The sequence below is a fragment of the uncultured Cocleimonas sp. genome, from assembly GCF_947495625.1.
Classification (GTDB): Bacteria; Pseudomonadota; Gammaproteobacteria; order Thiotrichales; family Thiotrichaceae; genus Cocleimonas.
Genome location: NZ_CANLZW010000010.1, coordinates 12,029 through 36,256, shown reverse-complemented (window position 1 = coordinate 36,256; position 24,228 = coordinate 12,029). Strand labels below are relative to the sequence as shown.

At 40.0% G+C, this 24,228-nt stretch carries 23 protein-coding genes; 11 read left to right on the top strand and 12 right to left on the bottom strand.

Features of this window, described 5'->3' with window-relative positions; translation table 11 throughout:
* Nucleotides 1-30: 30 nt before the first annotated feature.
* From Q1A31_RS07380 to Q1A31_RS07370, 3 genes are all read left to right on the top strand, one after another.
* Nucleotides 31-1,323 carry a hypothetical protein gene (locus Q1A31_RS07380; RefSeq protein ID WP_299874524.1) on the top strand — a complete coding sequence of 431 codons (1,293 nt, stop codon included), beginning with the start codon at nt 31-33 and terminating at the stop codon, nt 1,321-1,323.
* A gap of 181 nt (nt 1,324-1,504) precedes the next feature.
* Nucleotides 1,505-1,933, top strand: coding sequence for an OsmC family protein (locus Q1A31_RS07375; protein WP_299874521.1), 429 nt, complete (start codon nt 1,505-1,507; stop codon nt 1,931-1,933).
* 77 nt (nt 1,934-2,010) lie between these two features.
* Nucleotides 2,011-2,352, top strand: coding sequence for a DUF4405 domain-containing protein (locus Q1A31_RS07370; RefSeq protein WP_299874518.1), 342 nt, complete (start codon nt 2,011-2,013; stop codon nt 2,350-2,352).
* 102 nt (nt 2,353-2,454) lie between these two features.
* Here Q1A31_RS07370 and Q1A31_RS07365 read toward each other — a convergent pair whose 3' ends face one another.
* Together Q1A31_RS07365 and Q1A31_RS07360 are read right to left on the bottom strand one after the other, a co-directional pair.
* Nucleotides 2,455-4,212, bottom strand: coding sequence for a SulP family inorganic anion transporter (locus tag Q1A31_RS07365; protein WP_299874515.1), 1,758 nt, complete (start codon nt 4,210-4,212; stop codon nt 2,455-2,457).
* A 12-nt stretch (nt 4,213-4,224) separates the two neighbouring features.
* On the bottom strand, nt 4,225-4,407 hold the full coding sequence (locus tag Q1A31_RS07360) for a hypothetical protein (RefSeq protein WP_299874513.1): 183 nt from the start codon (nt 4,405-4,407) through the stop codon (nt 4,225-4,227).
* Between the two features lie 337 nt (nt 4,408-4,744).
* On the opposite strand from Q1A31_RS07360, the gene Q1A31_RS07355 reads away from it, so the two are divergent.
* The 6 genes from Q1A31_RS07355 (at nt 4,745) to Q1A31_RS07330 (ending at nt 11,598) form a co-directional block, all read left to right on the top strand.
* Nucleotides 4,745-5,677, top strand: coding sequence for a LysR family transcriptional regulator (locus Q1A31_RS07355; protein WP_299874511.1), 933 nt, complete (start codon nt 4,745-4,747; stop codon nt 5,675-5,677).
* Nucleotides 5,678-5,926: 249 nt separating this feature from the next.
* Nucleotides 5,927-6,670 carry a pseudouridine synthase gene (locus Q1A31_RS07350; protein ID WP_299874508.1) on the top strand — a complete coding sequence of 248 codons (744 nt, stop codon included), beginning with the start codon at nt 5,927-5,929 and terminating at the stop codon, nt 6,668-6,670.
* A gap of 514 nt (nt 6,671-7,184) precedes the next feature.
* Nucleotides 7,185-7,637 carry a TonB C-terminal domain-containing protein gene (locus Q1A31_RS07345; protein WP_299874505.1) on the top strand — a complete coding sequence of 151 codons (453 nt, stop codon included), beginning with the start codon at nt 7,185-7,187 and terminating at the stop codon, nt 7,635-7,637.
* A 1,221-nt stretch (nt 7,638-8,858) separates the two neighbouring features.
* Entirely contained in the window at nt 8,859-9,653 is a 795-nt protein-coding gene (locus Q1A31_RS07340; RefSeq protein WP_299874502.1) for a hypothetical protein, read from the top strand.
* A gap of 131 nt (nt 9,654-9,784) precedes the next feature.
* Nucleotides 9,785-10,444 (top strand): DUF2971 domain-containing protein, encoded by a 660-nt coding sequence (locus Q1A31_RS07335; RefSeq protein WP_299874499.1) that lies wholly within the window; start codon nt 9,785-9,787, stop codon nt 10,442-10,444.
* Nucleotides 10,445-10,566: 122 nt separating this feature from the next.
* On the top strand, nt 10,567-11,598 hold the full coding sequence (locus Q1A31_RS07330; RefSeq protein WP_299874496.1) for a hypothetical protein: 1,032 nt from the start codon (nt 10,567-10,569) through the stop codon (nt 11,596-11,598).
* 228 nt (nt 11,599-11,826) lie between these two features.
* Here the strand turns inward: Q1A31_RS07330 and Q1A31_RS07325 are convergent, their stop codons facing one another.
* From Q1A31_RS07325 to Q1A31_RS07290, 8 genes are all read right to left on the bottom strand, one after another.
* Nucleotides 11,827-12,798: a biotin-dependent carboxyltransferase family protein gene (locus Q1A31_RS07325; protein ID WP_299874494.1), complete on the bottom strand. Its 972-nt coding sequence runs from the start codon at nt 12,796-12,798 to the stop codon at nt 11,827-11,829.
* Nucleotides 12,799-13,491, bottom strand: coding sequence for a 5-oxoprolinase subunit PxpB (gene pxpB / locus Q1A31_RS07320; RefSeq protein WP_299874492.1), 693 nt, complete (start codon nt 13,489-13,491; stop codon nt 12,799-12,801).
* 50 nt (nt 13,492-13,541) lie between these two features.
* Nucleotides 13,542-14,291: a 5-oxoprolinase subunit PxpA gene (locus Q1A31_RS07315; protein ID WP_299874488.1), complete on the bottom strand. Its 750-nt coding sequence runs from the start codon at nt 14,289-14,291 to the stop codon at nt 13,542-13,544.
* 1 nt (nt 14,292) lies between these two features.
* Nucleotides 14,293-15,609 carry a TRAP transporter large permease gene (locus Q1A31_RS07310; RefSeq protein WP_299874485.1) on the bottom strand — a complete coding sequence of 439 codons (1,317 nt, stop codon included), beginning with the start codon at nt 15,607-15,609 and terminating at the stop codon, nt 14,293-14,295.
* Between the two features lie 10 nt (nt 15,610-15,619).
* Nucleotides 15,620-16,078 (bottom strand): TRAP transporter small permease, encoded by a 459-nt coding sequence (locus Q1A31_RS07305; RefSeq protein ID WP_299874483.1) that lies wholly within the window; start codon nt 16,076-16,078, stop codon nt 15,620-15,622.
* 258 nt (nt 16,079-16,336) lie between these two features.
* Nucleotides 16,337-17,311, bottom strand: a complete 975-nt coding sequence (locus Q1A31_RS07300; protein WP_299874480.1) for a TRAP transporter substrate-binding protein — start codon at nt 17,309-17,311, stop codon at nt 16,337-16,339.
* A gap of 150 nt (nt 17,312-17,461) precedes the next feature.
* Nucleotides 17,462-18,253 (bottom strand): putative hydro-lyase, encoded by a 792-nt coding sequence (locus Q1A31_RS07295; RefSeq protein WP_299874477.1) that lies wholly within the window; start codon nt 18,251-18,253, stop codon nt 17,462-17,464.
* A 137-nt stretch (nt 18,254-18,390) separates the two neighbouring features.
* Nucleotides 18,391-19,323: a LysR family transcriptional regulator gene (locus Q1A31_RS07290; RefSeq protein WP_299874474.1), complete on the bottom strand. Its 933-nt coding sequence runs from the start codon at nt 19,321-19,323 to the stop codon at nt 18,391-18,393.
* A 268-nt stretch (nt 19,324-19,591) separates the two neighbouring features.
* Here Q1A31_RS07290 and Q1A31_RS07285 point away from each other — a divergent pair, with 268 nt between their 5' ends.
* Nucleotides 19,592-21,586: a DNA topoisomerase III gene (locus tag Q1A31_RS07285; protein WP_299874472.1), complete on the top strand. Its 1,995-nt coding sequence runs from the start codon at nt 19,592-19,594 to the stop codon at nt 21,584-21,586.
* 254 nt (nt 21,587-21,840) lie between these two features.
* Nucleotides 21,841-22,254 (top strand): hypothetical protein, encoded by a 414-nt coding sequence (locus tag Q1A31_RS07280; protein WP_299874469.1) that lies wholly within the window; start codon nt 21,841-21,843, stop codon nt 22,252-22,254.
* Between the two features lie 118 nt (nt 22,255-22,372).
* Here the strand turns inward: Q1A31_RS07280 and Q1A31_RS07275 are convergent, their stop codons facing one another.
* Nucleotides 22,373-23,266 carry a diguanylate cyclase gene (locus Q1A31_RS07275; RefSeq protein WP_299874466.1) on the bottom strand — a complete coding sequence of 298 codons (894 nt, stop codon included), beginning with the start codon at nt 23,264-23,266 and terminating at the stop codon, nt 22,373-22,375.
* 316 nt (nt 23,267-23,582) lie between these two features.
* Nucleotides 23,583-24,047 (bottom strand): hypothetical protein, encoded by a 465-nt coding sequence (locus Q1A31_RS07270; RefSeq protein WP_299874463.1) that lies wholly within the window; start codon nt 24,045-24,047, stop codon nt 23,583-23,585.
* Nucleotides 24,048-24,228: the final 181 nt, after the last annotated feature.

Genomic DNA, 24,228 nt, shown 5'->3' with positions numbered 1-24,228 from the left:
ATTAACCATTAGCATTCAAAGGTGAAAATAATGAACACTCAATTAAGTACACTATCAATACTAGTAACACTTCTTGTATCAGGAAACGTAGCGTATGCAGATACTGATGCAAAGCAGAATTCAAAAACGTATAAAATCGCAACACGATTAAGTGACTATACGCGTCCCATAACATTTACTCCTACTAAAGCCATACCAGCAAATGGTGCAGTTACCGAAAATATTGTTACCACCACTCAAAATATATTAAATAAAGAGGCTCATTTTCTCAAAAAAGGAATAGTGAAGCCTGTAGGTGAAGATCAATTCAGTGCATGGGAACTTGTCAGTGATGAGGGAGGAGCTGATCATGACCAAACTGCGCCAAACCCTTTAACCTATTTTGCGGCTGGTTCAGCCTCAAGCTTATTAACACAAGTTGAAAGAAGCATAAAAATATTAGGTCTTGATGTTGAGGATGTGAAAATAGAATCAAAAATATTTTTTAGATTCGACGATCCCATGACAAAAAAATGGTCTGGCTACACGGATAAAGTCATCTCTAATATTCTCATTAAAAGTAATGAGCCACCCGAAAAAATAACAGCATTAAAAGAAATGGCTCTTAAAGCTTGGGCTGTAGGTGAAGGACTCGCAAACAAAACCACTATCGATGCAGCAATAGTCATCAATTCAGATAATTGGTCAGGAATGACAGTTCATGGCGGAAAAGTAGAATCCCCTATTTCTATCGACAATGGTTTTACCCTCACCAATGTCACACCTGATTTAAAGTTTGAAACCATGGAAGTTGAAGAAGATCTTGCTTTTGGCATGATGAATATGCCGAACCCTATGATATTCCCAGAAATTGCCATTGCCGAATCTGCGAATGATGCAGGCAGACCCTATATGCACAAGATCAGAGCGAAATCATTAACCCAAAATTATCAAACCTGGGAGCTTTATGCTGATGACAGCCGTGGATATTCAGGCATGGATAAAGCGCCTACCTCAAGAGACTATTTCACCGTAGGCACATCCTTTTGTTTGATGAGTCAACTTGCGATAAACAAACTGCTCTTCCAGAAACAAGGCGTCGAGATTAAAAATTATCGCGTTGAACACCAATTTAATTATCAGCAAGATAACTTCATGACACCCACAATGACGGGACATCTGGATGATGTAATTACCAGAGTCATAGTCACCAGCGACGCTGCAGAAGAAGCGGTAAATGATTATGCCAAACAATCTCTTCGCATGTGTTTTGCAGGAGAAGGGATTCAAAATGAAACTGAAATGGAAACCAATGTTTATCTGAATGGAAAAATCATCAAATAACGTTTCCATAGAAAGGTATACGCTATTCATTGTTTTAGCTAAACATTGCTTTTAGCCAGAAAATGAATAGCGTCTAAATTACAGAAGTAGACATCTCGGTCAATAACAGCATGTCTGCTCACATACTTGCTAGTAGTGCAGACTTTTGATTGACCCAATAATTTTATAGGAGCAACAAGCTATGAGTGACATACCATTAAATTATCAAACAGCCTATGAGTGGACAGGTGATGGAGAAAAAGGAGAGATTCACATTGGAGAACTACCAGTACTCCCCATCGGTTCTCCACACAATGCGGATCGTTACTGTCCGGAACATATTCTGGTTGTCGCCGCTGAAGCCTGCCTTGCAAACTATGTTCTGCTGATTTCCCAGAAATCCAGATTAGAAGTGAAAGCTTACCAATCCACTGCCGAAGGGGAGTTATTGAAAGAAGACACTACTGGATATCGTTTTAAACGAATCGTAATACGTCCTGTATTAACCGTTGAGTCCGGTAAAGAAAATACAGCAGAAAAAATCATACACAAGGCTCACGATCTTTGCATGGTTGCGCGGGCTCTTAATTGTCCAGTCGATATTGAGCCTATTATTAAAACCGCAAAATGATCAACAAACTGCAGTTAATACAATTATTGAAAATCTTAAGTACCGTTACTAACACCTAAAATATAGAAGAAAAAACCATGACTAGAAAATTTTTTGCAGTAGCCTTGCTTGTCTCATTTATAGCAATGTCTACATCAGGGTTGATGATGTTTTTTATTGAAAAACCGTCGTTTACCATTCAGATGCACCCGGTACATAAACTCTTCGGGCTGGTAATGATCATCTCGGTGATTGGCCATCTAAGTTTTAATTATCGATCTCTATTGACTTATTTGAAGACAAAAACAATCGCAATATTCGGCAGTGTATTGGTATTTCTACTGGTATTTCTCTACGGTGTAGCTATCAACAATAAAGTACCCGACAATATTGCGATACCGATGGATGAACTGGCAGGTCAGGCTGAGTCACACGAGTAGCAGCACTTTTATGTGCCTACTCCTTTGCTTCAGGCCAACATTAAAAACAATGCCGTTGTCTTTAATGTTGGCTCAAACCCAGATTTAAATTTGATTTACGTGTTAAGTTTCTTTGCCATAGCTGTAACTCAAAGGCGTAATGTCGACCGCATCTGCAAAAACTTTTTTAGCATGTTTTAATGCATCTTTGCGTTCATAAAAGAAATGCTGTGGGCCGATAGATTCAACAAGACCAGATCGTTTGAATGCAGCATAAACTTGCGCCTTGGTTCTCGCGATGTATAGCTCTACTCCATTGAGTTTTAAACGATCAGCCATTTTTTCTAGCATGCTTTCACCAGTGGCATCTACTTGCCCAACACCTTCGAGATCAAGAATGACGACTTTCAATCCGGGCTTTTGTGACAGGCTATTTAAAAGCTTACCTTCCAGATAACCCGCGTTGGCAAAATACAGGTCACTGTCAAAACCATAGATCGCGACGGTTTCACTTGTGGGTAAGTTATGTTTAGCCACATCGCGCAAAATATTATCCGTATGGCGCGATAGTTCGATGAAATTAGGTCGCATGGTTCGGTATAAAAACAGTGCTAACGAAAGAATAATCCCGGTCAAAATACCCACTTCCAAGCGTGGCGCAAATAACAACGTTGCGACAAACGTGATGATGGCGGCGATACCATCGTGGCGCTCAACCTTCCATGCCCGAACTATCGGTTTCATCGAAAACAGACTGAAAACCGCCATAACGATAACCGCACCAAGCGTCGCCTGTGGCAAGTGATACAGCAGATCTGTCAAAAACAATAAAGTCACAGCAATCAAAAGACCTGTGATAATTGATGCCAGACCGGTCACCGCACCAGAGGCATAGTTAACCGCAGAACGTGAGAACGAACCAGATACCACATAGCCCTGAGATAAACCGGAAAAGATATTAGCCATACCTTGTCCAACCAACTCCTGATTGACTGACCAGGGTTGGCGGGTTTTAGCGGCTATTGTTTTAGAAATAGAGATGGCTTCGACCAAACCCATTAAGCCAATAATGACTGCCGATACGATCAGTTCACCGATCTGTTTCAAATCAAAATTAATCGCAGGAAACGACAAACTTGGCAAACCTTGAGGTATAAGCCCAACGACAGTTCCCCCTTTATCTTCATAGCCCATCCACCATGCAACCAATGTGGTCAACACGACGGTAATTAAAATTCCGGGAAGACGAGGGAAAAAACGCCCCAGTGCAAACAAACTAATAATGGCTAGCGCTGCCATCAACATGATGATGCGTTCAACACTATCCAGCGATGACACTATCGCCCACAGATACTGATAATAATGATCAAATTGATCAGCTTTAATATCCAGCCCCAGCAATTTAGGTACTTGAGAAGTGCCGATGATTAACGCGGCAGCATTCGTAAAACCAATAACCACGGGATTCGATAAAAAATCCACGACAAAGCCAAAGCGTAATAGTCCAAGCGATAACCGGAATACACCAATCATCAGAGCGAGCATGGCGGAATAAACCATCATCGCCTCTACGCCTAAATGCGCAAAAGGCTGGATTGCTGTGGCAGACATTAACGAGGCAAGCGCCACGGGGCCGGTACTTAACTGGCGTGATGATCCAAATAGAGCAGCTACAATAACGGGCAAAAATGAGGCGTAAAGACCAACATAAGCGGGCAAACCAGCGAGCTGTGCATAAGCCATAGATTGCGGGATGGCAATCATCGCAACGGTAAGACCTGCCATAGCATCAGACTTTAGCGTCGCGATGTTTTTTAACTCTCCTGTCCACTCCTTATAGGGTGTTAGATATTCCCCTAAAGCTAGTACCCAGTTAGACATTTTGATTACCCCCTATTTAATAATGGCTGTATCAATATCGATCTTTTGTGGTGCAGTAGACTTATACGCATGCTGTTTATGCGTTACCGCTTTTTTCATCCAGGTTTGTTTTTCAGTATTTGACAGGTAGTCAGCGGTATTCTGCATCGCCAATCCTGTGGTAATCGTTTTTAAAGTATTCGTAATAAAATTCATCGCTGTGTTTTTCCTAAATGTTTTAAATAGAGTGATTTAAATTATCTGATCTAAATTATGTGATCTAAATTTAGGCTTTATGAATACTGCCTTTGAGACAATCTGATGTAACACCAGTGGGCAGGACTATAAGTAATTACTAATACACTTAGAATTTTATTCTTGAAATGCCAGTTATTTACTCTGGTAAAAGTAAATAAGACGTATTTACTTAAGTAAATATGCACAGCGATTATCTAACAATGTGCTTAAGCGCAACCTATAACACTTTAGGGGAATAGTTTAAGAAAGCCCCTGTTTTATAATGTAATGAAATCAGCGCACTAAAGAGGACATAATGAATCTGCGCCATATTACCCTGCACCAGCTGCGTCTCTTCAATAGCCTCGCGAAACACTTATCGTATACTCGCGCTGCGGAAGAAATGCATTTATCCCAGCCCGCCATGTCTATCCAGATTAAGCGGCTTGAAGAAAGTGTGGGACTCCCACTTGTGGATAAAGTGGGTATGAAGATTTTTTTAACAGAAGCCGGAACAGAACTGGCTGAAACGACTCTAGACGTACTTGATCGACTAGACAGCTTTAATGTCGACATGCTGCAACTAGATAAAAGGATTAAAGGACCACTTAAAATCGGCGCTATTTCCACCGCGACCTATTTCATGCCACATCTGCTCGGCTTATTCCTGCGAAATTACCCCGATGTAAAACCAAACCTGACCATTACCAATCAGGCGACAGTGATTCAACGTCTGGAAGAAAACATCGATGATCTCGTGGTAATGGGTAGAAAGCCAGACCACCTGGAACTGGAATCTGAAGAATTTCTGGACAACCCCTTGGTGGTGATTGCACCAATCAATCACCCACTGGCAAAAGAAAAGAATATTTCACTGGAACGCATTGCAACCGAACGCTTTATCTCTCGTGAACTGGGTTCTGGCACGCGCGAAGCATTGCGCCGCCTATTCTCAGAGCATGGGCTAGAAGTAAAACCTTATATGGAATTAGGTAGCGCCGAAGCGATCAAACAAGCCGTAATGGTCGGGCTGGGTGTGTCAGTCATGTCAGTGCATAATTTACAGTTAGAGCTTGAGGTAGACAGAATAGCGGTACTTGATATCAAGTACTTTCCACTAAAACGAAAATGGTATGTAGTGCATTTAAAAGGTAAAAAACTATCCAGCGTTGCCAGTCATTTCCGCGACTTTCTGATTGAAGAAGGCGAAAAAATTTGTTCAGTCAATAAAGCAAACAAGTCATCTTGAGAAATTATTAGTAGATTTCCGAATCAGTCAGCGCAACAATCAATACACTAGAAGTTTCACAAGGTGATAAATGGGTTTAGCTCGTTATCTTTGAGCCAGTATAAAAAAGTGCTTTAGCTCTGCATAAATTCCATTTACGTTTTTAAACAGCAAAACATAATGTCATTCAAAGTACAGGGGTGCGTTTTTAAGTGTTATCTTAAAGACACTTATTTATTCAGCCTTTAACGCCCAAAACTAACGAACTCTATGACTGACTTTTCAGACAGCTTTTCTATTCTTCATCAAGATGATGACATCGTAGCGATACATAAGCCTGCCGGTCTTTTGGTTCATCGATCGTGGATGGATTCCGACGAAACACAATTCGCCCTGCAGATGACCAGAGATGCAATTGGGCAAAAAGTATTCCCCGTACATCGTCTGGATAAGCCCACCTCAGGCGTACTTATCTTTGCCCTATCCTCAAACGTTGCGCGATTACTTCAAGAACAATTCCAGAATAATAGCATCGAAAAAGAATACCTCGCGCTGGTACGAGGCTGGCCAAGCCATGCAAAAGATCATGGAAAATGGATAGTCGATAAACCCCTTAAATATCATGTCGACAAGTTCTCCGAACCCGATACTGAAGAGGGGAAAATACAAGAAGCTGAAACACATTTTGAATGTCTACAAACAGCGACTATCCAGCAACCCGTGGGACGCTATGATTCAGCCAGATATGCCTTAGTAAAAGCGATGCCGAAAACCGGCAGAAAACATCAAATACGTCGTCACCTGAATCACTGTAATCACCCCATTGTGGGAGATGTAAATCATGGGGACCGTCATCACAATCACTTTTTTCAAGACCACTTTAAGCAGACTCGCTTATACCTGGCAGCCACACAGATATCGCTTACGCATCCAATTAGTTTGGGGTCTTTGGTGATTGAAGCACCTATAGAGGTTAGCTTTCAGCGAGTGATTGATCAGATTGATTGGAGATGAAATTTATATTTGAGTGGGCTTTTTCGTAGCTTAGGGACTTTATTCTTCTCCTCGTATTTTAGTTAACGGCTACGAGTTCATTTATTTTGCTCAGCCAAAATAAACGAACCAAACAAAAAGCTGCCCTAAAAGCACCCTGCGGGTTCATTGCGTTTCTCAGAAATAATGGGGATGAAGGGAACTCGCTACGCTCAAACAACCTTCATCCTAATCCATTATTTCCTGCGATACTCATTGCTTTAAATGGGAAAAATGTCACCCCCCTACTTATAGGCACTTTTTTAAATCCAGCAATTTTTTTCAAATCCCATACAAGTTGCGGCTTCGCAAAAACTACTCGGTCGCGTTCTTATTTTTCTGCTGAACACTGCGCTATGTCACCGAGTTACAAAAACAAGAAGACATTTCATTGAGTCAGTTCTGACTTGAATTTGCCTCATTGCTTTAAATAAAAAATCTACTATATTTAAATGGTAGTCTCTTTAAGAGTTCTTACGCCTAAATTGGAGTAGTTATGAAGTTATTTATTATTATTTTATTGGTAGTAACGTTTAATGCTCAAGCAGTACCGAATAAATCGGAAAGACACTCACATAGCGGACGAACTCATACACATCCACTACCAGCGCAAGGAAAAGCACATAGACACGATAATAGAGCTATTGCGAGAAGCAGCTCGTATGAGAAAGAAAGATACGGTATAAAAAATAAATGGACGAGTAAAGTTCAGCAACACGTTAGACGTCACTGGCGCCAACCTCCGGGAACTAAAGGAAATATGGCCATAGTAAAAATCATGGTTTCCAGTAGTGGTTTTATAGTGGGAGGTATTAATGTTCAATCCTGCAGAGGTACTGCTAAGTTTTGTTCATCAGTGAAACAAGCTTTTAAGCGCGCTGAACCTTTACCCATTCCTCCAAGTAATTTCAATAAATCAGACCTAACTATTTTGTTTAAACTGAACTGAAGTAGCTTTGTAACTAGCTGTTAGTCACATTGACGTAGTCCATTTACCGAGTCGTTATGTTGTAAAAGAAAAAACACCCTAAAAGTAGTCACTTTTTTCTGTATTTACATTTGAGTGAGCTTTTTCGTAGCTTGTGGACTTTACTCTTTCTCTCGTACTTTTGGTTATCGGCTACGAGTCACTTTCTTGTCTACAGCTACAAGAAAGTAACCAAAGAATAGCCGCCCCAATAAAGCACCCTAGCGGGTTCACTGCGCTTCTCCTAAATAATGGGAATGAAGGGAACTCGCTCCTAAAGTCGCTCAAACAACCTTCATCCTGATCCATTATTTACTGTGATGCTCATTGCTTTCTAAGGGAATTAGGTCGCTAGATCAACGTTCAGTATTTTTAGTGATTGTTAGGTCACCCCCCTACTTATAGGCACTTTTTTATTTCTAACGATGTTTTTCAAATCCCATTCAAACAAGCCGAGCCACGCAGATAATTAACGTTAAAGATTTTAGCTGTTTGAGTGACGACAGGAACGAGTTCTAAAATCTAGTTAATTATCGAGTCGTGAGGAAACCGCTTGCGGCTTGTATGTCGGGCGGCATTTTTTGGGATACGTTTTTTTTGCTGCTGAAAAAAAGGTATCTCGCAGCTTTAGCTGTGAAACTTCTTTTTAATGTCACCCCCCTACTTTTAAGTGATTTTTCATTTCGTTGTTTGAAATGACCAAAAGAACTTATGCTTTGCGGAATGATATTTATGCGGCTACGCCTTCCCTTCGGGTAAGCATTAAACAACAATGCTTTTGTCTCGATAAATCTCGGTTCGTTTTCGTCGTTTAAAAACGTAAATGGAATTTATGCCTCGCGAAGTACTTTTACAATTGATCTTGAAGATTTAAATTTGATCTGATTGTTAAATATATCGGTATCCAATTAATACAAAAAAGAAAGAAAAATGCGAATTTCTAGCATATTTAAAATAGACAGATGCATTAATATCAGAAATAGACTGAAGCCGTCTATTTCTAAACACTTGTCTGAAAAATAGTTATACTGACGACATAATAGGCGTTGTTATACTTTAATTTGGTTTTTGATGTTAAATCAAGGCTGGGAAAGGCAGAAGCCGTCTAATAAACTGTTATATTAATATCATGCTAAAAATTGTATTTCCATAAAATATATTGTGTATAATTATTAAATAATTAAACTAATTAAAGGGGAATATATGAAATTTATGACATTAACTCTAATGTCTGTCTTGGTTACTCTATCAGGATGTTCAACAAGCGAAATACAACTAAAGAAAAATGAAGATGCTATTAACTTCTCAAAACGTGTAATTAAAGGGAATTCAAGTGCTTTGGGTAAACTAGTTGCTTCAGCAATGACTAAAACGACTCAAAAATCGTCATACACATACTTTACTGGTGAGACGATCCCACTAAATAATGATATTAATGGAATTAGAACTCAATTTGCTACACATTGTTCAAGTGTTGGAGGTAAATTTGAAGGTGGAGCTTGCAAAAAAATTGGCAGTAACGATACAGTCCTATATTTTGTAAATCTCAAACATACAGGGAAAATATATAATACGACCACTTACGGTGCAGTCAAACACGTTGGTATTAGTACCATTTCACCTAAGAAAGGCTTAAATGATCCAGCGTACAGAAAAGCCATAAGAGACTTAGGCTATATTAGCCCTACTCATGAAAAATTAATAAATCGGTTAGATCAACAGTTAGCTAATAAAAAAAGTGAAATGAGACAACGAGTTCTAAATGAAAAATTAGATCGACATAACAGAGAATTGCCTTATAAGAAAAAAATAGGAGCTAAAATATGCACGGTAAGAGATAACATAAATTATATTGGTTATGTGGAGAGAATAGCTGAGGAGAAGGTACAAATTAGAATTTCACATGCTCATGTAGTTAATTATCCGTCAATGAGTCCTGGTGGTTTTAAACCTTCAATTATTTGGGCTAATGTAAGCATATGGAATCTATGCGAGTAATTTTTTCCAAATTCTAACTGTTGTTTACTTAGATTTTGCTTAAGTTAAAAAAATATAACAAGGTGCTGCATCGGAAAAAGCACTCGCTCCCGCTCGCGTTTTTCCGCTGAGCACGGCGTTAGGCAATAAATATGCGTGTTTACTATCTCACACAAGAAAAATATGCTTTAGATGCCATCGAAAAGAAATGGTTAAAGGTTTCTCTCTTTGATGATTTAAATGATCCTTTTGAATTATTAGCCTTTAATATATCTAATAAAGAACAAAGAAAAGTTTGGAATAAATTCAGAAATTACTTTTCAACAAAAGCTGGATTAGTATGCTTCAGTAGCCAATGGCAAAACCCTGTTATGTGGAGTCATTATGGAGACAAACACAAAGGAATTTGTTTTGGTTTTGATGTTCATGATGACATTCTCAAAAAAGTTAAATACATCAAAAGACGAAGACCTTTTAAAATTGGAGAAACTCTAGATAATCACAATATAAACTCTGCTTTATTATCCGAGGCAGTTAAATACAAATTTAAAGAGTGGAGTTACGAACGTGAATATAGAGGAATTGTGCCTCTTGAAGAAAAAGAAGAATCTGGTCTTTATTTTGTAAATTTTAGCGATGACTTTGTACTTAAAGAGATTATTATCGGAGCACAATGCAGTCTAAAACCACTTGATTTTAAAGATAAACTGTCAAAATATAGTGATCAAATTTTAGTAAAAAAAGCTCGGCTTGCATTTCAAACTTTTAAGGTCGTGCGAAATAAATCAATTAAAATATATAAACATGCCTAACAAGTTACAGCATCGGAAAATCAACTCGCTCGCGCTCGTCGTTTTCCGCTGTGTAAGGCGTTAGGGAACCAAAACACCGCATATTTTTGTGTTTCATCACAATAAACAATAAGTAATCAATCATGAGACTCATACAAAATAATTCTTTACCACAGAACTGGTTACAACAAATTAACAATTTTGATATTAGTAAATCAACTTTAAGTCAAAATAACAAAATTATTGCAGAGGCTTTAACTGACTATATAAAAAATGAAGGGAAAGAGTCTCTTTTGAACCCCTTAGTTAAATCATTTGTATCTCATGTTGTTTTAAAGAAAGATTTTTTGAAAGGATATGAAAATATACCGCATCAACTTGTTAAAGATGGTATGGATGAAACAAGAGGAGAGAGAGGTTTTAACTTTACCAGAAAACTCCATTCTGTGTTTATTGAGTTCCAAATATATATGGAGTTAGAATCTTATGGCTTTCAGTTTACGGATCAAGTTCGAACGGAAGGTGCATGTGATTTACAAATGGAAAAAAACAATAAAAATTATAACTTTGAAGTTAAATTCAAAGAGAGCAAAGACATTTTTAAATCTAGGCTTCTCAGCATTATTGATAACATGAGCTTACTTAATGAATATGCTTTTCTTCGAGGTAAAACATTCGAAATTCATGTGAAATCAAGTAATGTTAGCTATAAAGTTGAAAAGGAAATATTTGATGAAATTAAATGCTTTCTCAAAGAAAAAAAGGATACTTACAAGGGAAAGTATATAGATATTTTTGAATTGAGTAAGCAGACTGAATTTACTAGGGATATAACAAAAGTTAACAAATATACTGATTCACTGAAAGTTTCACAAGAACTAACAGATCAAAAGAATATTTCAAATTTAATCCAAAAAATGTTTATCGAGAATAATGGGCATATTACAAAACTGTCCAACAAATCAAAAAATAGTAAAAATTTCTATGGGTGTCTTGTCTGGAGTATCCCATTCCATAATGATATAGACTGTAAACAAGTAAAGGCTGCATTCGACAAACTTAAGTTGGACTTTGACTTATATGTATTTATAAGTGGTATTGCTAAAGATGATTGTAACTTCTTAGTAGCTAAAAAAAAGTGTAAAAACTCCCCCTCCCCGATGCCTTTACTATGATCGTAGATAAAGGCTGGAAATACCATACAAACGCAGTGAGCAAGAACGTTGTTTTTTAACGTTGATCCGAAGGAAAGGCGTAGCCGCATAAATATCATTCATAAGTAGAGGGGTGACTTAATCCAAATAAAAATAGCTATTCAATTCAATATCTAACCCAGTTCAACCATTGTGCATCGACGATTCCTTACAGAATCTACGATGTACCTTATTGGCTTTTGGTAAGCCTCAGAAGGCAACTCCAAAAAACTCCAAATGCTCCACTAGTTCACTTTCCAACTGTTGAATCCCAACCTTCACAAACTCCACTTCCACCCCCGGCTTACTCTGACTCAACTTCGCCACATCCAAATGCGCCACACATCCCAATAACGGATACCCACCTATAGTCTGCCGATCCTTCATCAACACAATCGGCTGCCCATCTTTAGGTAATTGAATAAACCCCGTACTAATCCCCTGCGAGATGATACTTTTACCATCATGTGGCAACGCCTCACCCTTTAAGCGATACCCCATGCGATTAATTTCATTGCTGACGCGATAACTTTGCTCGGTAAATTTATTCAAGGTCGCTTCACCACAACCATTCTCTGAATAATTCGGGATAAAACGTATGCTGATTTTATCTGGGTATGACGGGATATACGCTTCAGGCACCACGGTTGAAAATGGCCCCGTACCTTTTATGTGTCGCTCGTTATAATGCGGGTAATCCAGTGAATCCCCTGCAACTAACTTCTCGCCGTTTTGATGAATACCCCCCAAATGCTCGCGCATCACGGTACTGCAACTGGATAACTGCGGCTTAACATCAAAACCACCGGCAATCGCCAGATAGGTATATAGCCCATGATGTGCGCCACCAAAGCGAAGTACATCACCTGCTTTTATCGCGTAACTGTGCCATGTTTTCAGCGGTTTATGATTGAGTGTTGGGTGCAAGTGCGCGCCGCAAATGGCGATTCTGGTGGGTTTGCTGAAACGTGCTTCGAACCCGCCCAAACAAATTTCTATCTGCGGTGCATTGAAGTTGTTTTGTAATAAACGATTCGCCCATAAATAGGCGTGTTCATCCATCGGGCCACTATTGGTGATGCCATAGTGTTGCATACCGTAGCGCCCATAGTCTTGCAGTAAACTGATGACGCCGGGTTTTACTATTTGCAAGGTAGGCGGTAATAAATCGTCTAGCGACATTTAAAACTCCCCGCCCAAATCAAGGTACGCTTGTTTGCTGATGGGATTAAATTTGATGCTATCCCCTACTTCAAATTCGCACGGAGGGTGTTGATTGTAATCGACAAGATTCTTCGGGGTGCGACCGATGATATTCCAGCCACCCGGTGAATCGAATGGATAGATAGCGGTTTGTTCGCCGGCAATGCCTAAACTGCCTTTGGGTACTGAAAGCCTTGGGGTTTCTTTTCTCGGCACTGCAATCGGTTGATCAACAGAGCCTAAGAATGCAAAGCCGGGAGAGAAACCAAGCGCAAATACACGATAGGTTTTCTGGTGATGCATCTGAATGATTTGTTCGATCGATAAGCCGGTTGTTTCTGTCATTTCAAGCAGATCCAGCCCGACTTCTTCACCATAGTAGACAGGGATTTCTATGAGTTTCTGTTGGCCATCATGGGTGTCATCTTCTGCTGCGTTTAATACGATATCGGTTAGCGTTTCCAGCTTATCGACAAAGCCCTGATGGTTTATTTTGCGTAAGTTAAAGCTTAAATGTATCGACGCGTAGGAAGGCACGATATCAATCACATAGTCCGCAAGTTCAGCATCGATAAGTTGTTTTAACTTAAGCACTTGAGCGGCAACCTGCTGTGATATCTTTTGTTCGAACAGCACGACAACGGTGTTCTCGGATACAGAAACTACGTTCATGGCTTTATGGAAACTATCAACATCGTATTTACCAGAAATATCATAATGATTTAAGACTGCGTAAAATTAGCATCAATGAATTTTCTAATGCTTTTAACCGATTCCAGCGCTTGCACATTATCACCATGCACACACAGGGTATCGGCATGGACTGATAGCGTGTTACCCGAAATACTGATGGCTTGTTTGTCTGTAATCAACGATTTGATTTGATCCTGGATGTCATTTTCATTTTCCAGAACCGAGCCTTCAAGAGCGCGCGAAGTTAGGTTTCCATCATCGGCGTAACGTCTATCGGCAAAGGCTTCAAACAACAGCGATACAGAATGCTTTTCTGCCAGTTGTTTGTTTTCTTCGGCATCGGCATTGGCCAGTATCATCAATGGCACAGGGTCTTTTAGAGACGCGACGGCTTCCATAATGGCGGTTAATTGCGATTTGCTTTTCATCATGGTGTTGTACAACGCGCCATGCGGTTTTACGTAGCCGATTTTGGTGCCATTGGCTTCGCAAATCGCCTGTAAGGCACCTACCTGATAGAGCACCAGTTGTCTTATCTCATCTGCATTAAACGACATGTCACGACGTCCGAAACCAAGCAGATCGGGGTAACCCGGATGCGCCCCGATCATGACGTTGTTTTGTACTGCCAACTTAACCGTTTTATCCATAATGAATGGGTCAGAGGCATGAAATCCACAGGCGATATTTGCCATATCAATATACGGCATGATTTGTTCGTCTGTGCCCATTTTCCAGGCGCCGTAGCTTTCGCCTAAATCACAATTTAGTTTAATCATATTATTTCTGTGTCATCAATTGAGGCAACCACGTCGCTATTCCCGGGAAAACAGTGAGCAACACGATTGCGGTGAGTAATAAGAAGAAAAATGGCAACGCATAGGCTGCAATTTTCAATATATTGATTTTGGTTAATCCCTGCATTACAAACAGATTAAAGCCAACTGGCGGGGTAATCTGCGACATCTCAACCACTAATACGACATAGATACCGAACCACAAAAGATTGATGCCGCTGCTTTCTACCATCGGTAACACAATAGACGTGGTTAACACCACCATCGATATACCATCGAGGAAAAAGCCGAGTACCATAAAGAATAAGGTTAAGACGATGATGAGTTGTGTGGGCGTTAAGCCCATCACCGAGATACTTTCTGCCAGTGCTTTGGGGATGCCGGTGAAACCCATTGCAAGGCTGAGGAAGGCTGCACCCGCGATGATAAAGGTAATCATGCATGAGGTTCTGGTTGCGCCTAATAAGCTTTCTTTAAAGGTTTGTAATGAAAGATTACCCGTCACCAAAGATAAAATCAGTGCACCGAACACACCCAGTGCTGCGGCTTCGGTTGCGGTAGCAAAACCTGCATAGATAGAACCGAGAACGAATAAAATTAATCCCATCACCGGAAATAATCGACGTGTCGCATAGAGTTTTTGCCCGAAGGTCATGTTGGTTAACTCTTCGTCATCTTCCTCTGGGAATTTATCTTTATTCAGCATTGACCAAATCATGGTGTAACCCATAAACAGCACTACCAACATGGCTCCGGGTAATACGCCTGCGATAAATAAACGCGAGATAGAAACTTCGGCAGACACTCCATATACAATCAAAATAATGGAAGGTGGAATGAGAAACCCTAAAGTACCCGAGCCAGCTAACGTACCCAGCATCATCTTCATCGGGTAACCACGTTTTTCTAATTCGGGTATGGTGATTTTACCTATGGTCGCGGCAGTCGCGGCGGATGAGCCTGAGACTGCGGCAAAGATAGTACAGCCCAATATGTTTACGTGTAATAAACGTCCCGGGACTTTGTTTAGCCACGGAGCAAGTCCATGGAATAAATCCTGCGAGAGTTTGGTCCGAAACAGTATTTCCCCCATCCAGATAAACAGGGGTAAAGCGGCAAGCGTCCAGGTGGCAGATGCCCCCCATGTTGTGGTTGCCATAACCAGTCCAATATTACTGTTGTCGTTTAGCATCAGGGCCACAAAACCAACTAGAAACAATGATGCCGCAACCCAGATACCACTGAGTAATGACACTAATAATACAGCGCCAAGGACAATAATTAAGTGAGTCATTTCCATGTGATTTCCCCTACTCTTCCAAGCCAACGAAGGTGGGAGTCCCACCAGAAATCAACAACACCAGATCGTCGATTAAAGCAATCAGGAAAACAAGCAGCCCTATTACCATACCCAGTTGAGGAATCCACAAAGGCACGGCGATATAACCTTGAGACAGCTCTTCGAACGACCAGGATTCATAGACAAAAGCGGCGGTGTAATAAACCCCGTAGGCAATCATCAGAATGAAAACACTGAGTGCAGCCGTCAGGGCAAAGCGACTGACCTTTCCCTTGAGTAGATGAACCAGAATGGTGATGCGAATATGTCCCCCCATTCTAAAGGTATACGCTAATGCTAAAAATGTTGCAGCGGCGAGAAAAAAGCCGGCAAAATCTTCGGTAGATGGAATAATGATATCGAACCAGCGCCCAACGATCTGAGCCAGTATCATGATGGTGATTAAAATGATGAACAAGCCCGCCAACATGCCTGAACCTAGATAGAGCTTATCAAGAAAATGTCTCAAAACAGTGACCTCAGATTATCTGTGCTGATTAAAAAAAAACGAAAATTGAAAGTGAGTAAGAATGTGTAACTAAGTAAGTCAGAGGGTGTACGGATTAACTGGAAATCATGATTAATTGGAAAACCTGATTAACTAAAAATCCTGAGTACACCCCCCCACTTATAGAGGCTTTTTTTATTGATTAAAGCCTGTAATGGCTAAGCATCTAAAACTGAGAGATTATTGAAGTGCTTTTATAATCGCAGCGCCATCAGCGCCTGCTTCTTTTGCCCATTCTTCACCCATGGTTTTACCAATTGCCTGAAGCCCTGTTTTCAGTTCTGCAGACGGTGTAGCAACCTTGATACCTTTTTCAGCCAGAACAGCTGTTTTTGCTTTGGTTTCTTCTATCGCCATCTCCCAACCGCGAGTTTCAGCAGCGGCAGCGGCTTCTTCAACGGCCTTTTGCACTTTCTTATCTAGACGTTTGAATGATTTAGCATTGACGATAACCATGTTCTTCGGAATCCACGCTTGTGTGTCCGTGTAATCAGAAATGTAATCCCATGATTGACTGCTCACACCTGTACTTGGCGAAGTCACCATCGCATCAATGATTCCGGTTGAGAATGCTTGTGGAATTTCAGGGGTTTGAACCGTTGTAGGCGTTGCTTCTAATAACACTGCAAGGCGTGAGGTTGTTGGACTATATGCGCGCATTTTTGCGCCTTTTAGATCAGCCACAGAAGTTATCGGTTTTTTCGTGTAAATACCCTGTGGCGGCCAAGGCACTGCATACAATAATTTGATACCGTCTTTCTTTAACGACTTTTCAATAGCTGCACGAGATGCTGTCCATAATTTTTTAGCAGAATCAAAATCAGACGCTAAAAACGGAATGTTGTCTGCTTTAAATAGCGGATTATCATTACCTAGCAATCCCATAAACATCTCACCAATTGGAACCTGGCCGGTGCGTACTGCGCGGTGAATTTCCGGGTGTTTAATCAGTGAAGCACCTGAATGAACAACAATATTTAAATCGCCAGCTGTTGCTTCATTTACGTCTTTTGCAAACTGTTTAACATTGATGGTGTGATGCACCCCATCACCGTAAGGTGTAGGCATATCCCACTTATCTGCAAACGCCGAAGATGTAAGGCCGAGTGTCAGTCCTACAGAAATTAATGTGCCGAAAATCAGTTTTTTATTCATGGTTTTTTCTCTTTGGGTCAATGTAAAATAGTTAAAATAAACGTTAGTCAGTTTTACTGTTGGTAAATCCAGTTTAAGTATAGGTAACAACAACAGTTAGAACCTAAGTAAGAGTGGAATTAACAACATAGGTGGAAAAATAAACAGCCATTAGAGACGGCCGACCAGAGTTTCATAATTGTGGTCAGTAATCAGCATTTTTCCTGGTGCATGGGTAATCACTCTGGGTAATTTTGCGCTTCTCAAGATGCTTTGTGTGGTTACACCACAGCCCCAGAAAACAGGGATATCATCATCTGCCAATTCAACAGCGGAACCGTAGTCGGGATCATCGAGATTATTAATACCAATTTGCGCAGGATCGCCAATGTGTACCGGCGCACCGTGTGCTTTATCGAAACCGCGTGTGATTTCTATCACGTCTTCAATTTCATGTTGTTTAAAGGGACGCATGGTAACCACCATATTCCCTTTAAAGTGTTCAGTTTGGTTGGTTGCAATCGACGTCTCATACATCGAAATATTGGTATTCAAATCGATGTTTTTAATTCTGAATCCCTGACGTTGCAAGGCATCTTCAAAAGAGAATGAGCAACCTAAAACAATAGCTACCGAATCTTCATTCCAGAACTTTTCGATATTCGTCGGTTTTGCCACAAGCTTACCGTTCTCAAAGACTTGGTACTGCGGGATATCATGGCGCATATCCAGAGCCTCACCTAAAGTGGGTATGTCGTATTCACCTGGCTTGGATACTCCCAAAATTGGGCATGGCTTGGGATTTAGATGACAGAATTCCACAAACTTATCAGCGTCTTGCTTAGGTAAAATGACTACATTTCCCTGCACTAAATCGGGCATGATGCCACTGGTAGTACGGGTGAATTCACCTGACCTTATTAACTGGCGTATATGACTGAGAGTGTGTGTATTAGATTCCATTATTCTGTTTAATAGTAAGCATTGGTTTAATATTAGAAAACAAGTGATATAAATTCAAATTATATATATTTGTATGATTTGAAAAAAATAAGTTATCAAAAATATAAGCGGCGAATAAATTACTCTGTATTAACCCGCTATGTGTTTGTATCTATGATATCTTTTTGCCCATGACGATCGGCGATCACCCTCTTTGCTAAATCAATGACTGTTTGTAATTGGGGTTTATGCGGTGTCATCGGGAAGGAGGCGGTAAAGTTCAAATTTGAAGGCGTCCAGTTCAGCTCTAATATATCTAACTTACCTGCTTCCACATCGTCTTTAACGATTTCTGTTGGCAGTGCGCCAATCCCTCTTCCATCTAACACTAGCTGTCGGCAAACACCTAAAGACGTAGACGAAAATATCCTCGGGATTTCTTTTGAATTCTTTTTTAATTGACGAGAAATTTCGTTATAAGGTAGCGTGTTTTTGGCATACGTAATCACCGGTAATTTTGATGATAATTCTTCCAGCGATTGTTGCTTCTCACCTTTTTTATTCTTGAGTTCTAAAGCTGGGCTCGCTACCCAAACCAATGGCACCGAGGTTAACTCTTCATTGACCATCATCGAGATGGATAAGGGCCCCAGTAAAAATGCAATATCGATCAAACCTTCGGTTAGTTGCTCTGATAATCCGGTTGATACATCAACCGTTAACTCAATCAAAACATCTGGTAGCTTCTGTTGAAAACGCTCCATAAATTCAGAAAACCACGTATACGCCACCGTTTCTGAAACACCAATACGCAGCACTCCGGAAAAACTGGCTGACTGATTTGCTTTATCGGTAAATTCTTTGGTGTTGTAGATTATTTTTTCGGCATAAGGCAACAGCTCGTGTCCTTTTGTCGTGAGAATGACTTTGTTGTTTCTGTCACGCTCAAACAGGGTCACCCCTAGCTCTGCTTCTAAGGCAGCTATTCTTGAGGATATCGCTGGCTGGGTGGTACATTGCTGTTGCGCAGTTTTACTGAAACTTAGTAGTTTCGATACCCAGAGGAATGTTTCGACTTGTTTGAAATTCACAAAGCTTAGTTTAGTGTAAATTGAAGTTTAGTTTGGTGTAAATTGGCTAATTATTTCTATTCTATTTCATTGATTAGGTCACCCCCCTACTTATGGGCAATTATTTATGGCCACTTTTTCCCAACTATAATTATTCAGCCATTGCTCTATCTATGATAGATGACAAAATTGCCATACGTGCGATTCATAATAAAAATGAAATTGCAGAAACTGTCAGTTATAGTCCCTACTTTTTTCATCATACTAACGCTATCTTTTATTCAATTTCATGATTCTTTATATCGCTGAAAAACCTAGTCTTGGTCGTGCTGTTGCTGATGCGCTTCCCAGACCGCATAAAAAAGGCGATGGTTTTATTGAGGCGGGCAATGGCGATGTTGTGAGTTGGTGTATCGGTCATTTACTCGAACAGGCACAACCCGAAGCCTACGACCCTGAGTATAAAAAATGGGTAATCGCTCATTTGCCGATCGTGCCGGATGTTTGGAAACTTCAGGTAAAACCCAATACCAGAAAGCAATTTACTGTTCTCAAAAAACTGATTAAAAAAGCCGATTCTCTGGTAAATGTGGGTGACCCTGATCGCGAAGGTCAGATTCTGATTGATGAGGTGATTAATCACTGTGGTGTTTCTAAAGCTAAAAAGTTAGCGACGCAACGCTGTCTGATTAATGATCTCAACGCTAACGCTGTGAAAAAATCGCTAAACAACCTGAAGAAAAATACCGACTTTATTCCCCTGGCGACGTCTGCATTAGCCAGAGCTCGTGCAGATTGGTTGTACGGTATAAACATGACGCGTTTATGTACCATTAAAGGGCAAAAATCTGGCTACCAGGGCGTACTTTCTGTGGGAAGAGTACAAACGCCGCTACTTGGTTTGGTGGTACATCGTGATTTAGAGATCATGAATTTCGTTTCAAAACCCTTTTATGAAGTGATGGTTACGCTTGAAACTTCAAAAAAGGAAAGCTTTCAGGCGAAGTGGAAACCCAGTGCGTCTTGCGATGACTATAGGGATGATGAAGGTCGCGTACTTTCGAAGAAACTCGCAGAAACGGTGGTGGCTAAAGTCACCAACCAACCCGGAAAAATCACCAAGGTTACTGAACAAAAGAAGAAACAGGCGCCACCACTGCCGTATAACCTTTCGGCCTTACAAATCGATGCGGCAAAGCGATTCAGCATGAGTGCCAAACAGGTGTTAGATACCTGTCAAAACCTTTATGAGAGACACAATCTGATCACCTATCCACGTTCTGATAGTCGCTACCTGCCGACGGAGCATTTGCGTGAAGTTGATCGAGTGACAGATGCTATCGCCAAGACTTGCAACAAACTCAGTGATGCGGTTGCACAGGCGAATCTTAAACTTAAAAGCAAAGCCTGGAATGACAGTAAAGTCAGCGCTCACCACGCGATTATTCCCACGATGAAATCCATGGATGGTGGTCGGTTATCCCGCGATGAATCGAACCTGTACGAACTCATTGCTCGGCAGTATTTGATCCAGTTTTATCCACCTTTTGAATATGCAGATAAAAGCATTGAAAGTGAAGTGAGTGGTGGCTTGTTTATCGCCAAACAGAAAGATGTACTCGCGCAGGGTTGGAAAGCATTATTTCCACAAAGCAAAAAAACAAATGCCAACAATGAGAGTGAAGCGTTTTCGGCAAAACAATTACCGCTGGTAAAAAAAGACGACCCCGTTACTTGTACCGATGCCAATGTGGTTGAAAAACAGACGACGCCACCCAAGCATTTCACCGATGCAACCTTGCTAAGTGCGATGACGGGTATCGCACGCTATGTGACTGATCCCGAGATCAAAAAGGTCTTACGAGAAACGGACGGGATCGGAACAGAAGCAACGCGAGCCGGGATTATCGAATTATTATTTACACGAGAATATCTCCAGCGAAAAGGTAAGGAAATTCGTGCGACAAAGGTAGGCCTCCAACTCATTACCAGCCTGCCTGAGAGTATGGGCTATCCCGATATGACTGCGCATTGGGAATCGCAGCTAGAAGCGATTTGCCAGCGCGAGATGAGTTATGGGAATTTCATGCAACCCATGACACAGAACTTACAACAATTGATTAATGATGTTGGAGCCGTTGAGTTTTCGGGATTGCAAGGATTAGGTAAAGCACCTAAAAAATGGGGCAAGAAAAGAAAGTTTACTAAAAAGAAGAATACTGCGAAGAAAACCTCGACCAAAAATGGCACTACCAAAAACAGCGCTGCGAAAAAACGAGGCTGACAAAGTTATTCTTAACAATATCAAACATAGCAGTGCTTAAATCTTTGAATGTCACCCCCCTACTTTTGGGCTGTTTTTAACTCAACATTAACTTTTATTTATATTTTCTACTTGTGTATCTAAACAAAAACCTCACTCGTAAAGAGGCAGGAAGTGATGGTTTAAGCTATGACTTTACGCTTTTACATTGCAACATTAAAAATCAATTCCCCTAATTCAACTATTAATAGTTATAACTCATAAGGAAATAGAAAGTGACCACCGATAACAAATTTAAGTATTCAATGTTTTTTCTTCGTGCGAGTGTTTTTCTCGTCATACTCATGTGGACGGTAGATAAATTTGTCAACCCAGGTCACACCGCTGCGATCTTTAATAAATTTTATTCGATCTCTGGCTTAGCCAGCTCTATTTTCACAATCATAGGCGTTTTAGAGCTTATTCTATTAGCTCTGTTTTTTATTGGCTTCAAGAAAACTATTACCTATGGTGCAGTATTGCTATTACATACGGCATCAACCTTGTCTTCTTTCGGTCAATACCTATCACCCTTTGAAGGAAATCACTTATTGTTCTTTGCTGCATGGCCAATGTTAGCAGCCTGTGTGATGTTATTTTTATTCCGTAAAGAAGACACCTTCTTGCAGATAGATCCCAAGTTTTCATAATTTTTTCTTAAGTCACACGTCGTTATTAAGAATAAGCTATCAAAGTTACGCACAAAAAAGCCCGAATATATTCGGGCTTTTTTGTGGATGAAATTCTGGATTTACTAATTATTGATCGTCAGGCGCAGACTCTATTACGACCTGACTTTTTAGCTTTATATAAATTTTCATCAGCTCTTTGCATAATATTTACATGATTCGTATCTGTATTTTCAACTTCAGATATACCGATACTGATCGTTGCCAGAATATCGCCGTTACTCGTCCTTATAGGAGTTTGTGCAACAATTTCTCTAATTTTCTCTGCAATTTCTAATGCAGATTCTTTTTTAGTGGCAGGTAACAACACACAAAACTCTTCGCCGCCGATTCTAGCCATTTTATCGTACAATCTTAAGTTGGATTCACACGCGAGTGAAATGGTCTTGATAGCAGTATCACCCACCGAATGTCCAAAATTATCATTAATTTGTTTAAAGTGGTCGATATCGAGCATTAGCAGCGAAAACACTTCACCACTTTGCTTAAAGTGAGGAAGCTCGTTATCCAGTATTTCGTCAAAGGTTCTTCTATTTATCAACCCTGTTAAAGGATCCGTTCTTGATAAAACTTCGAGCTTTCGTTCAATGTCTTTTTGTTCAGTAACGTCACGCTCAATGGCAACAAAATGGGTCACAACACCTTGAGGATTTTTTAAAGGGTGAATACTTAAATCAAGCCAATACCCTGTTCCCGCTTTACATTGATTCCTGATGGTTACTCTAACGGGGACCTTTTGCTCTAGCCCTCTCCTGATAACCTTTTTAGTCTCTTCATCGGTTTCTTTAGACTGCAATATCCTGGGATTTTTACCTATAACTTCTTCTGCTGTATACCCGGAAAGCTCCGTGAAAGCTTGATTAACATAGACAATCTCAGGTCCTGGTATATTAATTTGATCAGCATTTGTAACGATGATCACATCATTAGCGAAATCCACGATATCTTTAAAATTGAAATCAAATTCTTTCATGCATGTTTCATGATTGTTGTTATTTTTGGTGTGAATCTATATGGGCGAATCTAATGCACATAATTAAATATTTGTTAACAATATAAAATATATCGTATTCATTTTTTTATTTCAAAATAATCGACAAAAGGATAGAACTTATGCAGAGTAAGAAACTTTTTTTACAATTTAAAAGGCAAATAACTTAGAGTAACCATTCAATCACACCGACCTCATTCCATAGATAGACTCAGCCGAAGCTTTTCTGGGTGAACCACAAATTTTTTAGAACACTCATAAATTTAATTGTGAAGAATTACGACATAAGTTAATCCGATTAATCTAAGCTTTTGAGATACCTTGATGATGCCGGACATAAACAAATAGAATCATTTGAACTTGTTGTTTTTGCAGTGCAGGATTTTTCGATACTTTCACAAGAGAATTTAGGTAATACGTTGTACTCACAGTAGAATTTTTTATCTCGCCCTTGGACTAATTTACCCATTCCATAACTCATTGTAGTGAGTCTATCGAACTTATCATTTCCAAACTTATTACTACCATCCAAATTTTGTATGACTTTTCCGCCAGGACAATGTTGGATACCCGTAATAACTCGCTGTTTGGGTATATCCTCGGCATAAATATTGCAACTTAAAGTAAAGCCAAAAGCACTTGTAAGCAAAACTACTTTAGCAAACGCAATGCAAGATGCCAGTGGCCTTCTTAATGGAAATACTGCGAAAATTAACATCAGAGTTTTATTTTTAACGCTATTTTGGATGCGCTCTCCATACACTTATTCCTTTTATATCTATTAATAGCCAAATCTACTTGTAAGTAATGAGCGTTAAGTACAATAAATATTATAATGAGAAAGTTAAATATACAGTGAAGTAATTCACGATTATTTATCTATAAAATAATGGGGGTCTTATTTTTCATTGAAGAAAAGGAATGGTAGAAGTATAAGAAGAAAT